The organism is Pseudomonas hydrolytica (assembly GCF_021495345.1).
GTDB classification, from domain to species: domain Bacteria; phylum Pseudomonadota; class Gammaproteobacteria; order Pseudomonadales; family Pseudomonadaceae; genus Aquipseudomonas; species Aquipseudomonas hydrolytica.
In genome coordinates, this window is the sequence record NZ_CP099397.1 from 5,165,963 (window position 1) to 5,180,829 (window position 14,867).

A 14,867-nucleotide genomic window follows, 5' to 3' on the forward strand; every position below is an offset into this window, starting at 1 on the left:
AGAAAAATCTGCGTCCTGTCATGGCAAAACTCTGGTGAGTGACTGACTGCGTCTTCGACAGCTAGTTCTATGCAAGCTGAGCCACCACGCGCGTGTGCATCAGCACGAGGCCCAACACCAGCATCCCCAACACCCCCGCCCCGACGAACAACCCCTCATAGCCCAACACCTTGGCCAGCACCCCGCTGCTGGCTCCGACGAAGCCGGACAGCAACACCTGTGCCGAGGCCTGCAGGGTGAAGTCGGCGCCTTCATGTTCGGGGCGGCACATGCGCATCATCGCGGCGAACAGGGCGACGGTGGACATGCCGTCGGCCACCTGCTCGAACAGGGCCACGGCATAGACCAGCCCGACATTGCCGCCCTGCCCCACCAGCAGCGCCATTGCGGCGATGCCGATGGCCTGCAGGGCGCCGAACAGGATCAGTGCGCGCAGTACGCCGATGCGGGCGTAGAGCAGGCCGCCGAGCACCGCGCCAGCGATGCCGGCCAGGCTGCTGATCAGAGTCAGTTGGCCGAGCGCTGCACTGCTCCAGCCCTGGTCCACCAGCATCGGCTTGATCATCGGCGAGCCCAGCGAATCGCCCAGCTTGAAGGTCAGCACCACCGCCAGCCACAGGAGCATGCCGGGCTGCGCCAACAGGCCGCGATAGTGGTTCAGCAGCAGGCGCGGGCCGAGGGCGGTTTCGGCCAGGGCGGGCTGGAAGGGCATAACGCGGCGTTCGGGAAATAGCCAGATCGGCACGGTCATCAGCAGGATCAGGCCGGCCAGCAGGCCAAGCGCCAGGTTCCAGCCCAGCGGGTCGATCACCAGCAGCAGGCCGCTGCCGCTGACGATCATACCGACCTTGTAGCCGCCGACCTGCAGACTGTTGCCGAGGCCGCGCCAGCGCTCGGGCAGCAGGCGCACGGTAAGGCCATCAGTGGCGATGTCCTGGGTCGATGCCAGCAGATTGATCAGCAGCAGCAGGCCAAGCAGCAGCCACAGGCCAGAGCCGAACAGGGTCTGCGGCGCCAGCATCGCCAGCACGGCCACGCAGACGATCACGCTCGTCTGCAGCGGCAGGATCCAGCCACGGTGGTGACCCAGTCGCGGCGAGGCCAGGCGGTCGACCCAGGGCGCCCAGAGCACCTTGAGCAGCCAGGGCAGCGCCAGCAGTTTGAGCAGGCCGATCAATGCCAGATCGACGCCATGCTGACGCAGAAGCACCGGAAACGAGTGGGCGATCAGCCCGGACGGCAGGCCTTGCGCGCAATAGAGCGAGGCCAGCAGCACCAGCGTGGCGTTGGATGGGCGAGGTGCGGTTGGCGACATGGCAGGCGCTCGCGGCAAAAGCGCAAGCCTAGTGGTTTGCGCCGGTCAGCGGCAATGCGGGGACGGTTACGGTTCGTAGGGTGCGCCGTGCGCACCGGCTTTCGCACCATCCATGGTGCGCACAACCTAGGCGGTGCCGCGACGCCCTACAAACTGCCCAGACACTCGGCCAGGCCACCCGCCAGGTTTTCCAGCAGTTGTTCGTAAGCGGTGGCAGTGACCGGCAGGTCGCCTCCCAGGGCATCGAGCTCGGCCAGCTTGACCGGCAGGCCAGCGGTAAGGGTTTCGGCCAGACGCGGGCGCAGAGGCGGCTCGCTGAACACGCAGCTGGGCCCGGCCTGCTGCAGGCGCTTGCGCATGGCAGCGACGTGGCGGGCGCCGGGTTGCACTTCGGTGAGCACGCTGAACACGCCGGCATGCTTGAGGCCATAGGCGGCCTCGAAGTAGTCGTAGGCCTCGTGGAAGACGAAGTAGGGTTTGCCCTGCAGCGCCACCAGAGTTGGACGAATGCGGCCGTCCAGGGCATCCAGGCGCGCCTCGAAGGCTTGCAGGTTGGCGGCGTAGCGCGCGGCGTTGGCAGCGTCGAGCTTGGCCAGGTCGGCGGCCATGCGCGCAGCGATCAGCTTGGCATTGGCCGGCAGCAGCCAGAGATGGGCATCCAGGCTGCCGGGGCGATGGTCATGATCGTGCCCCAGACCGTCGTCCGCGTGCTCGTACTCGTGGTCATGGTCATGGTCATGGTCATGGTCATGGTCATGGTCATGGTCATGGTCATCATGATGAGCCTCGGCATGGCTGTCGCCGAAACGCCGCAGAGTCATGCCGGGCAGCTCCTGCACCGCCACGTTCGGTTTGCTGCGCCCCTCCAGCACCCGTGGCAGGAAGGCTTCCATGTCCGGGCCGATCCAGTACAGCAGGTCGGCATTGCGTACCCGGCGCACGTCCGACGGACGCAGCGCGTAATGGTGCGGCGAGGCGCCCGGGGGCAGCAGCACATCGGGGGAACCGACGCCGTCCTGCACCGCCGCGGCGATCAGTTGCAGCGGCTTGATGCTGGTAAGCAGGCGCACCTCGGCCTGGGCATTGGCGACGAACAGCAAGGTAATGAGGCAGAAAAGACGCGACACGGGGCATACTCGGGCGGGATTGAACGGGTAATATAATAACGTCTCTCACCTGCGCCGTCCTTGCCCATGACCGACACGCCCCTGGCCTCGCGCCCCCACGACCATTCCCGCTGCGTCAGCCATGCCCTGGCCGAGGCCGAAGCCATCTGCGCCCGTCAGGGCCTGCGCCTGACCGCCCTGCGCAAGCGGGTGCTGGAGCTGGTCTGGGCCAGCCACAAGCCGCTCGGCGCCTACGACATCCTCGGCGTGCTGAGCGAGGCAGACGGCCGCCGTGCGGCGCCGCCGACCGTCTATCGCGCGCTGGATTTCCTTCTGGAAAACGGCCTGGTGCACCGCATCGCCTCGCTCAACGCCTTCGTCGGCTGCAGCCATCCGGAGCACGCGCACCAGGGCCAGTTCCTGATCTGCCGGAGCTGCCACGCCGCCACCGAACTGGAACAGCCGGCCATCAGCCAGGCCATCGTCGACGGGGCGGCCGGCGTTGGTTTCGCCGTGGAAAGCCAGACCGTGGAAGTGGTCGGCCTGTGCGCAGGCTGCAAGGGCAAGGCATGAACGACGCCCTGATCCGTCTCGACGGGGTCGCGGTTAGCTTCAACGGCCAGGCCGTGCTGGACGACGTGCAGCTCAGCGTGCGGCCCGGCGAGATCGTCACCCTGATCGGCCCCAATGGCGCCGGCAAGACCACCCTGGTGCGCGTGGTACTCGGCCTGCTCCAGCCCGAGCGTGGCAACGTGCGCCGCGCGCCACGCCTGCGTATCGGCTACATGCCGCAGAAACTGCATGTCGACGCCACCCTGCCGCTATCGGTGCTGCGCTTTCTGCGCCTGGTACCGGGGGTGGATCGCAACCGCGCATTGGCGGCGCTGGCCGAAGTGGGCGCCGAGCAGGTGATCGACAGCCCGCTGCAGAGCATTTCCGGCGGCGAGATGCAGCGCGTGCTGCTGGCCCGCGCGCTGTTGCGCGAGCCGCAGCTGCTGGTGCTCGACGAACCGGTGCAGGGCGTCGACGTCGCCGGCCAGGCCGAGCTGTACCGGCTGATCTCGCGCCTGCGCGAGCGTCACGGCTGCGGCGTGCTGATGGTGTCGCACGACCTGCACCTGGTGATGAGTGCCACCGATCAGGTGGTCTGTCTCAACCGCCACGTGTGCTGCTCCGGGCATCCGGAACAGGTCAGCGGCGATCCGGCCTTCATCGAGCTGTTCGGCCAGGACGCCAAGAGCCTGGCCGTCTATCACCACCATCATGACCACGCTCACGACCTGCATGGCGGCGTGGTCAAGGCCGGCCTGACCATTCACGGCCCGGCCCACGTTCACGGACCCGGTTGCAAGCACTGATGCCCGACTTTTTGATCAACGCCCTGCTCGCCGGCCTGGCGCTGGCCCTGGTGGCCGGCCCGCTCGGCTCCTTCGTGGTGTGGCGGCGCATGGCCTACTTCGGCGACACCCTGTCCCACGCCGCCCTGCTCGGCGTGGCGCTGGGCCTGATGCTGGACGTCAACCCGACGCTGGCGGTGACCGTCGGCTGCGTGCTGCTCGCCGTGCTGCTGGTGACCCTGCAGCAGCGCCAGCCGCTGGCCTCCGACACGCTGCTGGGCATACTCGCGCACAGCACCCTGTCGCTTGGCCTGGTGGTGCTGAGCTTCATGCAGGAAGTGCGCATCGACCTGATGGGCTACCTGTTTGGCGACCTGCTCGCCGTCAGCCCCAGCGACCTGGCCTGGATCATCGGCGGCAGCGCGCTGGTGCTGGCCCTGCTGACCTGGCTGTGGCGACCGCTGCTGGCGATCACCGTACACGAGGAGCTGGCGCGGGTCGAAGGCCTGCCGGTGGCGGCGATTCGCCTGGCCCTGATGCTGCTGATCGCGGTGGTGATCGCGGTGGCGATGAAGATCGTCGGCGTGCTGCTGATCACCTCGCTGCTGATCATCCCTGCCGCCGCCGCCCAGCGCCACGCGCGCACGCCGGAGCAGATGGCCGTGGGCGCCAGCCTGCTCGGCCTGGTGGCGGTGTGCGCGGGCCTCGCCATGTCCTGGTACCAGGACACGCCGGCCGGGCCGTCCATCGTGGTCAGCGCCGCAGCGCTATTTCTGGCCAGCTTTGCCCTGCCCAAACGCAGCGGCTGACGGCGCGTCGCGCGTAGTCCGGATGCAATCCGGGAAAGCTGCGCCACGTTGTTCCCGGATGGCATCCGGGCTACGGCTCATCTTTCTCCCCAGCCCTTTCCGGTTAGTGGCGAGAGCCCCGAGCAGCGTGAAATCGCTGCCGCAACCCTGTATGATTGCGCGTTTTTTGCACAACTCGAGACGCACTGTAATGAAGTCGTTCGTTTTTCGTGGTCTTCCGCTTTTTCTGGTTCTGCTTCTGGCCGGCTGCCAGAGCAGCCAGCAGCAAAGCCTTCCGCCGGTGGACGAGCTGGTCGTCGCCTTCCGCCAGCTCGACCTGAGCCTGGCCGAGGAGCGCCTGGACGAAGCCAGCCGCCAGCTCGGCGTCCTGCAACAGCAGGCCCGCGGCGATACGCGCCTGGAGCAGTATCAGCGCCAGCTGGCCGAGGCCTATATGGAGCAGGGCCGCGAGGCGCTGCAGCAGGGCGATCTGGATCGCGCCGCGCAGGCGCTGGGCCACGCCCGCAGCCTGATGCCGCAGGCGCCCGCCCTGAGCCACGATCTCAATCAGGCCATCGACAGCGCCCGCGCCGCCCGCCAGGCCGCCGCCGCACAGCAGGTGCGCGAGGCCGCAGCCAGAGCGGATGCCGAACGCGAGGCGCAATTGCGCCAGCAGCGCGCGGCCAGCGAGCGTCAGGCCAGTGCCAGCGTTGCCAGCCCGGTCGTCAGCCAACCGGCGCCCGCCGTGCAGAGCACGCCCAAGGCCCGGGTGATCGACCCCAACGCGGCGAGCAGCGCGGTGGCCATGCCGATGCTGGACAATCAGGACAACGAGAATCTGCGCCGCCTGCTCGACAGCGTGGCCGCGGATGTCGTGACCTTTCGCTGCGCCGTGCGCATCGAAGTGCGCGAGGCCAAGGACTATCCCTGGGTCGCCGCGTTGCTGTCGGCGCGGATCAAGAAGCTCGACCCGAGCTTCCGCCCGCAACTGAGCCAGAAGATCGCACCCCAGCAGACGCCGCGCCTGCTGCTGAGCCCGCAGCGCAGCTGAGTCAGCGCTGCGCGCCGGGCGCTTATCCGTAATGCGATTTTGTAATAACCATAGGCCAACAAAGATTTTCTCGGCCTAAACAACGCCGGGTAGACTAGCGCCCCTTTGCGCCCATCCGGCGCCCAACGGCGAGCTCGACTACCGTGAAGCTCGCCCCTGAACATACCCAAAAGGTCGTTCGCGTGATCCAGTTTCAATCCGTCCACAAGGCCTACCGCGTCGCCGGCCGCGAGATTCCGGCGCTGCAGCCCACCACGCTGCAGATCGGCAGCGGTCAGGTGTTCGGCATCATCGGCCACTCCGGTGCCGGCAAGAGTACCCTGCTGCGCCTGATCAACCGCCTGGAGGAGCCCTCCGGCGGACGCATCGAGATCGACGGCATCGACGTCACCGCCCTCGACGCCACGGGCCTGCGCCGCTTCCGCCAGCAGGTCGGGATGATCTTCCAGCACTTCAACCTGCTGTCGTCGAAAACCGTCGCCGACAACATCGCCATGCCGCTGCGCCTGGCCGGTGAGTTGAGCCGCGCCGAGATCGAGGCCCGCGTCGCCGAGCTGCTGGTCCGCGTCGGCCTGCAGGATCATGCGAAGAAGTACCCCGCGCAGCTCTCCGGCGGGCAGAAGCAGCGCGTCGGCATCGCCCGGGCGCTGAGCACGCGGCCGAAGATCCTGCTGTGCGACGAGGCCACCAGCGCCCTCGACCCGCAGACCACCGGCCAGGTGCTGCAGCTGCTGGCCGAGATCAACCGCGAACTGGGCCTGACCATCGTGCTGATCACCCACGAGATGGATGTGATCCGCCGCGTCTGCGACCGCGTGGCGGTAATGGATGCCGGCGTCATCGTCGAGGAAGGCCAGGTGGCCGACGTCTTCCTGCATCCGCAGCACCCGACCACACGGCGCTTCGTGCTGGAGTCCGAGCACGTCGACGAGGACGAGCAGCGCGACGACTTCGCCCACGTCTCGGGGCGCATCCTGCGCCTGACCTTCCAGGGCGAGGCCACCTACGCCCCGCTGCTGGGCACCGTGGCCCGTGAGACCGGAGTGGACTACAGCATCCTCGCCGGGCGCATCGACCGCATCAAGGACACCCCCTACGGCCAGCTCACCCTGGCCCTGACCGGTGGCGACATCGACGCCGCGCTGGCGCGCTTCGGCGCCGCCGACGTGCATCTGGAGGTACTGCGCTGATGCTCGAACAACTGCTGCCCAACGTGTTCTGGCCGGAAATCTGGCAGGCCAGCCTCGACACCCTGAACATGCTGCTCGGCTCGATGCTGTTCACCGTGCTGCTTGGCCTGCCGCTCGGCGTGCTGCTGTTCCTCACCGGCCCGCGTCAGCTGTTCGAACAGAGGGCGCTGTACGGCGCGCTGTCGCTGGTGGTGAACATCCTGCGCTCGGTGCCCTTCGTCATCCTCTTGATCCTGATGATCCCGCTCACCGAGCTGCTGGTCGGCACCTCGCTGGGCGTCGCCGGGGCCATCCCGCCGCTGGTGGTGGGCGCCACGCCGTTCTTCGCGCGCCTGGTGGAAACCGCCCTGCGCGAAGTGGAGCGCGGCATCATCGAGGCGACCCAGGCCATGGGCGCCAGCACCTGGCAGATCATCACCCGCGCGCTGCTGCCCGAGGCCCTGCCCGGCCTGCTGGCGGCGGCCACCGTCACCGCCATCACCCTGGTCTCCTACACCGCCATGAGCGGCCTGATCGGCGGCGGCGGCCTCGGCGACCTGGCGGTGCGCTACGGCTACCAGCGCTACCAGCCAGACGTGATGGCCGTGACCGTGATCCTGCTGCTGATCCTGGTGCAGGTGCTGCAGATGGTCGGTGATCGGCTGGTGGTGCATTTTTCCCGTAAATGAAAGCGGCGACCCGCCACCCGCGGGACCCGCGCCAACCTTCCCAAAAGGAACCTTGAAATGAAGAAACTGCTGACTGCCCTGGCCGCCTTCGCGGCCTTCTCGGCCCAGGCCGAAACCCTCAACATCGCCGCTACTCCGGTACCGCACGCGGAGATCCTGGAAGTGGTCAAGCCGCTGCTGGCCAAAGAAGGCGTGGAGCTGAAGGTGCGCGTGTTCACCGACTACGTGCAGCCCAACCTGCAGGTGCAGCAGAAGAACCTCGACGCCAACTTCTTCCAGCACCAGCCGTACCTGGACGAGTTCAACGCCAGCCGCAAGACCGAGCTGGTCAGCGTGATCGGTGTGCACGTCGAGCCCTTCGGCGCCTACTCCAGCAAGCACAAGAACCTGAGCGAGCTGCCGCAGGGCGCCACCGTGGCCATCCCCAACGACGCCACCAACGGCGGCCGTGCCCTGCTGCTGCTGCAGCAGGCCGGGGTGATCAAGCTCAAGCCGGAAGCCGGCATCCTCGCCACGCCCAAGGACATCGCCGAGAACCCCAAGGCGATCAAGGTGCGTGAACTGGAAGCGGCCACCCTGCCGCGCGTGCTGAGCCAGGTCGACGCTGCCCTGATCAACACCAACTATGCCCTCGAGGCCAAGCTGAACCCGACCCAGGACGCCCTGGCCATCGAGGGCAGCGACTCGCCGTACGTCAACCTGCTGGTCGCCCGTCCGGACAACAAGGACAGCGACGCCATGCAGAAGCTGGCCAAGGCGCTGAACAGCGCCGAGGTGAAGCAGTTCATCGAAGAGAAGTACAAAGGCGCCGTCGTCCCGGCGTTCTGATCGCCGCTGACACCCCGAGCTGCACCCGATGCCGCGCCGCTGCAAAGCCGCGCGGCATTTTTATGCGTGGAATGCGTCGGCTAGTTCGCGGTCGTAGGGTGCGCCATGCGCACCGCGACTACCTCGGCATTTGGCGGTGCGCACAGCGCACCCTACGCAGCCGTAATCGCCGGGAACAATCTTTGACGCCGCTTAGGGCGGCCCTGACCTTGGATTGCCCGGAGTGAGCATGCTCTTTCCGTAGGGTGCGCCGTGCGCACCAGGCCCAACCTCGCCACAGCCCCGGATTGCATCCGGGCTACGCTCATCCGAACTCGTCGGTGCGCACGGCGCGCCCTACCTGACTCTGGGCTTCTCCGGCCGCGTCCAGATAAAGAGCGCACCGCAGCTCATGCCGGCGGCGGCGAACAGCACCGAAGGCAGGTGATCGACGGTCAGCAGCAGAATGCTCAAGGCCAGCAGCATGCTCAGGCTGGCCGCCCACTTGGTGCGCCGCAGCACCACGCCGTGCAGCCGCCAGTCACGCAGCAGCGGGCCGAACAGGCGATGGTTCTCCAGCCAGGCGGCCAGGCGCGGCGAACTGCGCGAGGCCGCCCAGGCCGCCAGCAGAACGAACTCGGTGGTAGGTAGCCCCGGCAGCACCACACCGAGCATGGCAATGCCGATACACAGGTAGGCCAGCAGCAACCACAGCCAGCGCTGCCAGGCCGCGCGCGCCAGCCGGGTTTCAGGCAAAACAGCGCTCCAGATGCTCGGTGAAGCGCTCGAAGGCAGCGATGGCCGCCGCTTCGGCCAGGCGCTCCTGCTCGGCATCCAGTTCGACGCTGTCGAGTACCGCGGTAAAGGCTTTCCAGCCCTGAGCCCGGCCGCCCTCCGGCTCGCCCAAGTGACGTGCGCCGAAGGTCTCGCTCAGCCCCAGCGCCGGCATGCGCTTGAGCAGGAAGGCGGCGCCGAGCTTGGAGCCCTCGGAGACGAACAGCCAGGCCAGTGCCTCGCCAAGCCCCATCTGACGATTGCGAATACGCTCGTCGCCCTCGGGCAGCCCGCGCTTCAGGTCGGCCAGGTCCAGCACGGTGTGCTGCACGCGGCAGCGCTGCGGCAGGTCCGGCACCAGCTCGATCAGCGCGGGATCGTTGTAGAGGTTCTGCAGGTCGCGCTGAAACAGGTACTGGGCCGCGACGAAATGGGCGAAGCGCTCCGGGCTGGCGAAGGGGTCGTGGCTTTTCACCAGATTGTCGAGGCGGCTGTGCGGCTCGTGGGTGATCTGGTTCAGACGCTGCGAGCGCAGCGGATGGGAAAGCTGGGAAGAGGCGCTCATGAAGGGCTCGCTTGTGACTGACATGGATTGAGGCAGCCTGCACCTGACACCCCGAGACGAAGGCAGAGCGATCGACCACCACTGCCTTATACAGACGAACGAACCCGCCAGACGCCGTAAAAATAGCCGCGCCCCCAAGCGACCGGCCATGACGCATGGCAGGAACAAGGCCGTGCGCTAGCCACCTCAATTAAAACTGATTATCATTTGCGGCGTAGTCGGCGAAGCGGAATTGCCAGTGACCCTCTCCCATCTAGACAGTGTGTTCATCAGCCAGCGCACCCCGCTGCTGCGCACGCTGGTGAAAATCGTGAAGAACACCAGCATCGCCGAGGAGCTGGTGCAGGAGACCTACCTGCGGGTCGCCCGCAGCCTGCGGGAAAAACCCGTCGACCACCTCGAACCCTTTCTCTTCCAGACCGGCCGCAATCTCGCGCTCGACCACCTGCGCCGCGAGCGCATGCAGTCGCGCACCATGCTCGACGACGTGCCGGAGGACGTCATGCAGGCCGTCCCGGCGCCCGGCTCCTCCAGCGAGGACAGCCTGCACGCCGAGCGTCTGCTGCAGCGCCTGGGCAGTGCCCTGCAACAGCTGAGCGAGCGCCAGCAGCGCATCTTCATTCTCAGCCGCCTGCATGGTCAGGGCTATGCACAGATCGCCGCGGAACTGGGCGTGTCGCCCAGCACGGTGCAGAAGGAACTCAAGCTGATCATGGCCTTGTGCATGACCCTGCTCGACCGCCTCACCCCGCCGACATGAGCGACTATCGCCTACCGGCGCGTTCGGCCAGAATGAGCGTCCCACGCCTCGAGACCAGCCCCATGCAGCAGCAGCCGGCCCCCACTCCGGACAGCGATACGCCGCTCGAGCAGGCGCTGGACTGGCTGATCCTGCTGGAGGATGCCGACGAGGCCTGCCAGGCGCGCTTCGCCCAGTGGCTGGCCGCCTCGCCGGCCAACGCCGAAGCCTTTGCGCGCGCCCAGCGCTGCTGGCAATCGCCTGCCCTGGTGAGCGCCGCAGCGCGCCTGGAGCAGCGCCGGCAGCCGGCGCCGAAGCGCGCCCGACGCCTCGGCCCAGGCCTGGCCATTGCCGCTTCGTTGCTGCTGGTGGTCGGTATCACCCTGCACAGCGACCTGCTGCTGCGCCTGCGTGCCGACCACGTCACCGCGGTCGGCCAGCGCCAGAGCCTGCAGCTGGCCGACGGCTCGCGCGTGCTGCTCAACACCGACAGCGCCTTCACCAGCCGCATCGACGAGCGCCAGCGGGTCACCCAGCTGCTGCGCGGCGAAGCCTACTTCGACGTCGCCAAGGACAGCAGCCGGCCTTTCGAAGTCAGCGCCGGCCCGGTGCGGGTGTCGGTGCGCGGCACCGCCTTCGCCGTGCGCTACCTGGGCGACGCCGCCGAAGTCAGCGTCGAACACGGCGAGATCGAAGTGCATGCGCGCGGCAACGACACGCGCATCCATCTGCGCGGCGGCGACAGCATCCGCGTCGGCCCGGACGGGGTCGGCCAGCGCACCCGCGCCAACAGCGCCAGTCAGCTGGCCTGGGTGCAGGGGCGGCTGGTGTTCGACGACCGGCCGCTGCACGAAGTGCTGGATGAACTGCGCCGCTACTACCCGGGCTGGATCATCAACGGCAATGCCCGCCTGAACGACCTGCGCATTACCGGCAACTACCGCCTGAGCGAGCCGGCCAGCATCATGCGCTCGCTGGCCCAGGTGACCTCGGCGCAACTGCACGAGTACCCGGCGCTGCTGATCCTCAACTGAGAAAACAGAATTTTTACGCTCTCGCAGGGCCTCGTTCGTCCCGTCAGAACAATGCAAATAATTCGCATTAACTGACCTTCCGACGACACCGCAGAGAGCACACCGATGCCCCTTCACACCAGGCGCCCGCATTTCCCGCGACTGTCCACCGCCAGCCTGTCGCTGCTGGCACTCTCTATCGCCTGCGCCGGCCTGCCGCTGGCCCATGCCACCGAGCCGACGCCGGCGACGCAGCAGCACAACCAGGGCGGCTACCACTTCGCAATCGAGCGCCAGCCACTGGTCTCGGCGCTGAACAGCTTCAGCGACATCACCGGCTGGCAGGTGGGCCTGCCGGCGCAACTGGCCGATGGAGTCTCTTCGCCCGGTACCAGCGGGCGCCTTTCCGCCGAGCTGGCCCTGGCACGTCTGCTCGAAGGCACCGGCCTGAGCTACCGCAGCGTCGGCGAGCGCAGCGTGATTCTGGTACGCAACCCCACCCAGTCCATCGCCCTGCAGCCGATGACGGTCACCGCCACGCGCCGCGAACAGAGCGTCAGCGAGGTGCCCAGCTCGGTCAGCGTGTTCGGCCGCGAGCAGCTCGACCGGCAGAACGTGGAGAACATCCAGGACCTGGTGCGCTACGAACCCGGCGTCTCCGTCGGCGGCAGCGGCCAGCGCGCCGGCCTCACCGGCTACAACATCCGCGGCATCGACGGTAACCGCGTGCTGACGCAGATCGACGGCGTGGAAATACCGGCCAGCTTCTTCTATGGCCCCTACGCCCAGACCCATCGCAACTATGTCGACCCGGAAATCGTCAAGCGCGTGGAAATCCTCCGCGGCCCGGCCTCGGCCCTATATGGCAGCAGCGCCATCGGCGGTGCGGTGAGCTACTTCACCCTGGATGCCGACGACATCATCAAGAGCGGCAGGGAGGTCGGCGCGCGCCTGAAGACCGGCTACAGCTCGGCCGACGACAGCTGGCTCAAGTCGGCGACGCTGGCCGGCCGTCACGAACAGTTCGACGCCCTGCTGCACCTGTCCCGGCGCGACGGCCATGAGACCGAATCCTACGGCGACACCGGCGGCAGCGGCCTGAATCGCACACGGGCCAACCCCGAAGACGTGCGCACCACCAACCTGCTGGCCAAGCTGGGCTGGAACTACAACGACAGCGACCGCCTGCAACTGACCTACGAGAAATACAAGGACGACCGCGACAGCAACCAGCTGAGCGCCGTCGGCGGGCCGTTCAATGCCGGCAGCGGCTTCGGCTACTACCGCTCGCGCAACGCCAACGACACCATCACCCGCGAGCGTTTCGGCCTGGAACATCGCCTGGCGCTGCACAACCCGGTGGCCGACACGCTGAAATGGAGCCTGAACTACCAGCTGGCCAAGACCGACCAGAGCACGGTGGAAAACTACGTTCCCACCAACTTCTTCACCGGCGCGGTGACCCGCGACGTCATGCGCTATCGGGACACCTACTACAAGGATCGTCAGTGGCTATTCGACGCGCAGCTGGACAAGGCCTTTGCCCTGGGCGCCACCGACCACCTGCTGACCTATGGTCTGACCCTCAAGCATCAGGAGGTGCGCGGCCTGCGCACCGGCTACGGCATCTGCAACGCCGCCATTGGCGCCGCCTGCAGCGGCGGCGTCGGCTCGCCGAGCAGCAACGCCAGCGACAACCTGACGCCGCAGAGCGATTTCCCCGACCCGACCGTCACCACCTACGCCCTGTTCCTGCAGGACGAGATCCGCTGGGCGCAGTGGACCTTCCTGCCGGGCCTGCGCTACGACCGCACCCACCTCGATCCGACGATCACCGAGCGCTACCAGGCCACCGCCATCGGCGGCGGCAGCGAACCCAGCGGCGCCAGCCGAACCTGGCAGCGCGTCTCGCCCAAGCTCGGCGTCACCTATGCCTTCGATGATCACTACACCTGGTTCGGCCAGTACGCCGAGGGCTTCCGCACGCCGACGGCCAAGGAAATGTACGGGCGTTTCCAGAACTCGAACCCGTCCTACATCGTCGAGCCCAACCCGGATCTCGACCCGGAGAAGAGCCGCGGCCTGGAGACCGGCCTGCGCGGCAACTTCGCCAGTGGCAGCTTCGACCTGGCGCTGTTCTACAACCGCTACCGCGACTTCCTCGACGAAGATGCCGCTGGCAGCCGCGGCGCCATCCCCGTGTTCCAGAGCCGGAACGTCAGCCGTGCCAGCATCCGCGGCGTCGAACTGAAAGGCCGTCTCGATCTGGACAGCTTCGGCGCCATGGACGGCCTGTACACCCAGGGCTCCATCGCCTACGCCCGCGGTCGCAACGAGGAAACCGGCGAAGCGCTCAACAGCATCAACCCGCTGACCGGCGTGTTCGGCCTGGGCTACGAGCAGGAACGGTTCGGCGCCCTGCTGAGCTGGACCCTGGTCAAGCGCAAGACGCGTATCGACGACAGCAGCTTCAACAGCCCCGACGGCAGCGGCAGCCAGTTCGCCAGCCCTGGCTACGGCATCCTCGATCTGACCGGCCATTACCGACTGAGCGACGACCTGACCGTCAACGCCGGCCTGTACAACCTGACCGACAAGAAATACTGGCTGTGGGATGACGTGCGCGGCTACGACGACGTTGGCGAAGCGGGCGTGACCAGCCCAGCCAACCTCGACCGCCTGACCCAACCGGGGCGCAACGTCTCGATCAACCTGGTCTGGGACATCTGAGCCTGTCGCTGGCAGCGGCCGCAACGGCCGCTTCCGGGGCGAGGTCGTTGCGCGGTCCTACAGCGCCAGGGCGTCCTGCAGACGCTCTGGCAGCAACTCGCGCAGCGCCTGGTTGGCCTCCAGCAGCAGCGGCAGCAGTTCACGCAGCACCGCCGGCGCGAGATGGGCGCAGACGTCCGCCTGGCGCGGCAGCGCCAGGCCGGCCAGCACACGGGCGGCAATGGCGACGTTGCGGTCGGCGGCGGCGGCCTCGGTGAGCCTGCACAGGTAACCGGTAGAAAAGCTGCGCAGGCTCTGCACGATCAGCTCGATATCGACGATATGCCGGGCGATCTGCAGCACGTGGTCGGCATCGTTGATGCCATAGATCAGCACCTTCACCTGCCTGGGCGACAGGCATTCGGCGTAGCGCGCGGCGGTGGCGAAGGCGCCGATCACGCACAGCCGGCGCGCCACCTGCAGATGCAGCTCATCCGGCAGGGCCAGGTAGGTGTCGAGGATCAGGCGTGGGTCGAGATGGGTGGTGACCTGGGCAAGGAACGCGATGGGCAGCTCGAGAATCAGCTCGCGCAGTTGCGCCGGCGCCATGTGCGGCGACAGCTGCGCCGCCTGCTCGGCGCCGAGCCGCTGCACCAGCGCCGCCTTCACCGCCACGGGCGCCATGCTTTGCGAGGCCAGCAACAGGCGCTGGGCCATGCTCAGGGATGGGGCTTTGGCCATCGGATACTCCTTGTCGTGACCGAGGCCTGCAGCATCCCGTAGTGCCCGTGATGGCACAGCCATC

At 67.4% G+C, this 14,867-nt stretch carries 15 protein-coding genes; 10 read left to right on the forward strand and 5 right to left on the reverse strand.

All coding sequences use genetic code 11. The features are described from left to right. Window positions 1-67: 67 nt before the first annotated feature. Together L1F06_RS24315 and znuA are read right to left on the reverse strand one after the other, a co-directional pair. A complete protein-coding gene (locus tag L1F06_RS24315) occupies window positions 68-1,315 on the reverse strand; it encodes an MFS transporter (protein WP_129483802.1) in 1,248 nt (415 codons plus the stop codon). Between the two features lie 146 nt (window positions 1,316-1,461). Further along, window positions 1,462-2,442, reverse strand: coding sequence for a zinc ABC transporter substrate-binding protein ZnuA (gene znuA / locus L1F06_RS24320; RefSeq protein WP_129483803.1), 981 nt, complete (start codon window positions 2,440-2,442; stop codon window positions 1,462-1,464). Between the two features lie 66 nt (window positions 2,443-2,508). Here znuA and zur point away from each other — a divergent pair, with 66 nt between their 5' ends. From zur to L1F06_RS24355, 7 genes are all read left to right on the forward strand, one after another. Next, window positions 2,509-2,994, forward strand: coding sequence for a zinc uptake transcriptional repressor Zur (zur, locus tag L1F06_RS24325; RefSeq protein ID WP_003241198.1), 486 nt, complete (start codon window positions 2,509-2,511; stop codon window positions 2,992-2,994). After that, window positions 2,991-3,779: a zinc ABC transporter ATP-binding protein ZnuC gene (gene znuC, locus L1F06_RS24330; protein ID WP_003241199.1), complete on the forward strand. Its 789-nt coding sequence runs from the start codon at window positions 2,991-2,993 to the stop codon at window positions 3,777-3,779. Before zur ends, znuC begins: the two co-directional genes overlap by 4 nt. Further along, on the forward strand, window positions 3,779-4,567 hold the full coding sequence (gene znuB, locus L1F06_RS24335) for a zinc ABC transporter permease subunit ZnuB (RefSeq protein ID WP_003241201.1): 789 nt from the start codon (window positions 3,779-3,781) through the stop codon (window positions 4,565-4,567). The genes znuC and znuB overlap by 1 nt, the downstream gene beginning before the upstream one ends. A 190-nt stretch (window positions 4,568-4,757) precedes the next feature. After that, complete coding sequence (locus L1F06_RS24340) at window positions 4,758-5,597, forward strand: PA5502 family lipoprotein (RefSeq protein WP_129483804.1); 840 nt, start codon at window positions 4,758-4,760, stop codon at window positions 5,595-5,597. A gap of 182 nt (window positions 5,598-5,779) precedes the next feature. Next, window positions 5,780-6,787 carry a methionine ABC transporter ATP-binding protein gene (locus L1F06_RS24345; protein ID WP_129483805.1) on the forward strand — a complete coding sequence of 336 codons (1,008 nt, stop codon included), beginning with the start codon at window positions 5,780-5,782 and terminating at the stop codon, window positions 6,785-6,787. Then, complete coding sequence (locus L1F06_RS24350) at window positions 6,787-7,455, forward strand: methionine ABC transporter permease (protein ID WP_003241206.1); 669 nt, start codon at window positions 6,787-6,789, stop codon at window positions 7,453-7,455. Before L1F06_RS24345 ends, L1F06_RS24350 begins: the two co-directional genes overlap by 1 nt. 57 nt (window positions 7,456-7,512) lie before the next feature. After that, window positions 7,513-8,283, forward strand: a complete 771-nt coding sequence (locus L1F06_RS24355) for a MetQ/NlpA family ABC transporter substrate-binding protein (protein ID WP_129483806.1) — start codon at window positions 7,513-7,515, stop codon at window positions 8,281-8,283. Between the two features lie 336 nt (window positions 8,284-8,619). Here L1F06_RS24355 and L1F06_RS24360 read toward each other — a convergent pair whose 3' ends face one another. Together L1F06_RS24360 and L1F06_RS24365 are read right to left on the reverse strand one after the other, a co-directional pair. Then, a complete protein-coding gene (locus L1F06_RS24360) occupies window positions 8,620-9,018 on the reverse strand; it encodes a YbaN family protein (protein WP_129483807.1) in 399 nt (132 codons plus the stop codon). Further along, the gene (locus tag L1F06_RS24365) at window positions 9,011-9,601 is read right to left on the reverse strand and encodes a biliverdin-producing heme oxygenase (RefSeq protein WP_129483808.1); all 591 of its coding nucleotides are present in this window, start codon (window positions 9,599-9,601) and stop codon (window positions 9,011-9,013) included. Before L1F06_RS24365 ends, L1F06_RS24360 begins: the two co-directional genes overlap by 8 nt. A 238-nt stretch (window positions 9,602-9,839) precedes the next feature. Here L1F06_RS24365 and L1F06_RS24370 point away from each other — a divergent pair, with 238 nt between their 5' ends. From L1F06_RS24370 to L1F06_RS24380, 3 genes are all read left to right on the forward strand, one after another. Next, entirely contained in the window at window positions 9,840-10,361 is a 522-nt protein-coding gene (locus tag L1F06_RS24370; RefSeq protein WP_129483809.1) for an RNA polymerase sigma factor, read from the forward strand. A gap of 32 nt (window positions 10,362-10,393) precedes the next feature. Further along, window positions 10,394-11,374: a FecR family protein gene (locus L1F06_RS24375; protein ID WP_252576703.1), complete on the forward strand. Its 981-nt coding sequence runs from the start codon at window positions 10,394-10,396 to the stop codon at window positions 11,372-11,374. 105 nt (window positions 11,375-11,479) lie between these two features. Continuing rightward, window positions 11,480-14,083 carry a TonB-dependent receptor gene (locus L1F06_RS24380; RefSeq protein ID WP_129483811.1) on the forward strand — a complete coding sequence of 868 codons (2,604 nt, stop codon included), beginning with the start codon at window positions 11,480-11,482 and terminating at the stop codon, window positions 14,081-14,083. A gap of 57 nt (window positions 14,084-14,140) precedes the next feature. Here the strand turns inward: L1F06_RS24380 and L1F06_RS24385 are convergent, their stop codons facing one another. Continuing rightward, window positions 14,141-14,803 (reverse strand): hypothetical protein, encoded by a 663-nt coding sequence (locus L1F06_RS24385; protein ID WP_129483812.1) that lies wholly within the window; start codon window positions 14,801-14,803, stop codon window positions 14,141-14,143. Window positions 14,804-14,867 lie beyond the last annotated feature (64 nt).

Bases quoted from the DNA above. Each gene is read 5' to 3' on its own strand.
- L1F06_RS24315 (WP_129483802.1), bottom strand. From the start codon at position 1,315: ATGTCGCCAACCGCACCTCGCCCATCCAACGCCACGCTGGTGCTGCTG.
- zur (WP_003241198.1), top strand. From the start codon at position 2,509: ATGACCGACACGCCCCTGGCCTCGCGCCCCCACGACCATTCCCGCTGC.
- znuC (WP_003241199.1), top strand. From the start codon at position 2,991: ATGAACGACGCCCTGATCCGTCTCGACGGGGTCGCGGTTAGCTTCAAC.
- znuB (WP_003241201.1), top strand. From the start codon at position 3,779: ATGCCCGACTTTTTGATCAACGCCCTGCTCGCCGGCCTGGCGCTGGCC.
- L1F06_RS24340 (WP_129483804.1), top strand. From the start codon at position 4,758: ATGAAGTCGTTCGTTTTTCGTGGTCTTCCGCTTTTTCTGGTTCTGCTT.
- L1F06_RS24350 (WP_003241206.1), top strand. From the start codon at position 6,787: ATGCTCGAACAACTGCTGCCCAACGTGTTCTGGCCGGAAATCTGGCAG.
- L1F06_RS24355 (WP_129483806.1), top strand. From the start codon at position 7,513: ATGAAGAAACTGCTGACTGCCCTGGCCGCCTTCGCGGCCTTCTCGGCC.
- L1F06_RS24365 (WP_129483808.1), bottom strand. From the start codon at position 9,601: ATGAGCGCCTCTTCCCAGCTTTCCCATCCGCTGCGCTCGCAGCGTCTG.
- L1F06_RS24375 (WP_252576703.1), top strand. From the start codon at position 10,394: ATGAGCGTCCCACGCCTCGAGACCAGCCCCATGCAGCAGCAGCCGGCC.
- L1F06_RS24380 (WP_129483811.1), top strand. From the start codon at position 11,480: ATGCCCCTTCACACCAGGCGCCCGCATTTCCCGCGACTGTCCACCGCC.
- L1F06_RS24385 (WP_129483812.1), bottom strand. From the start codon at position 14,803: ATGGCCAAAGCCCCATCCCTGAGCATGGCCCAGCGCCTGTTGCTGGCC.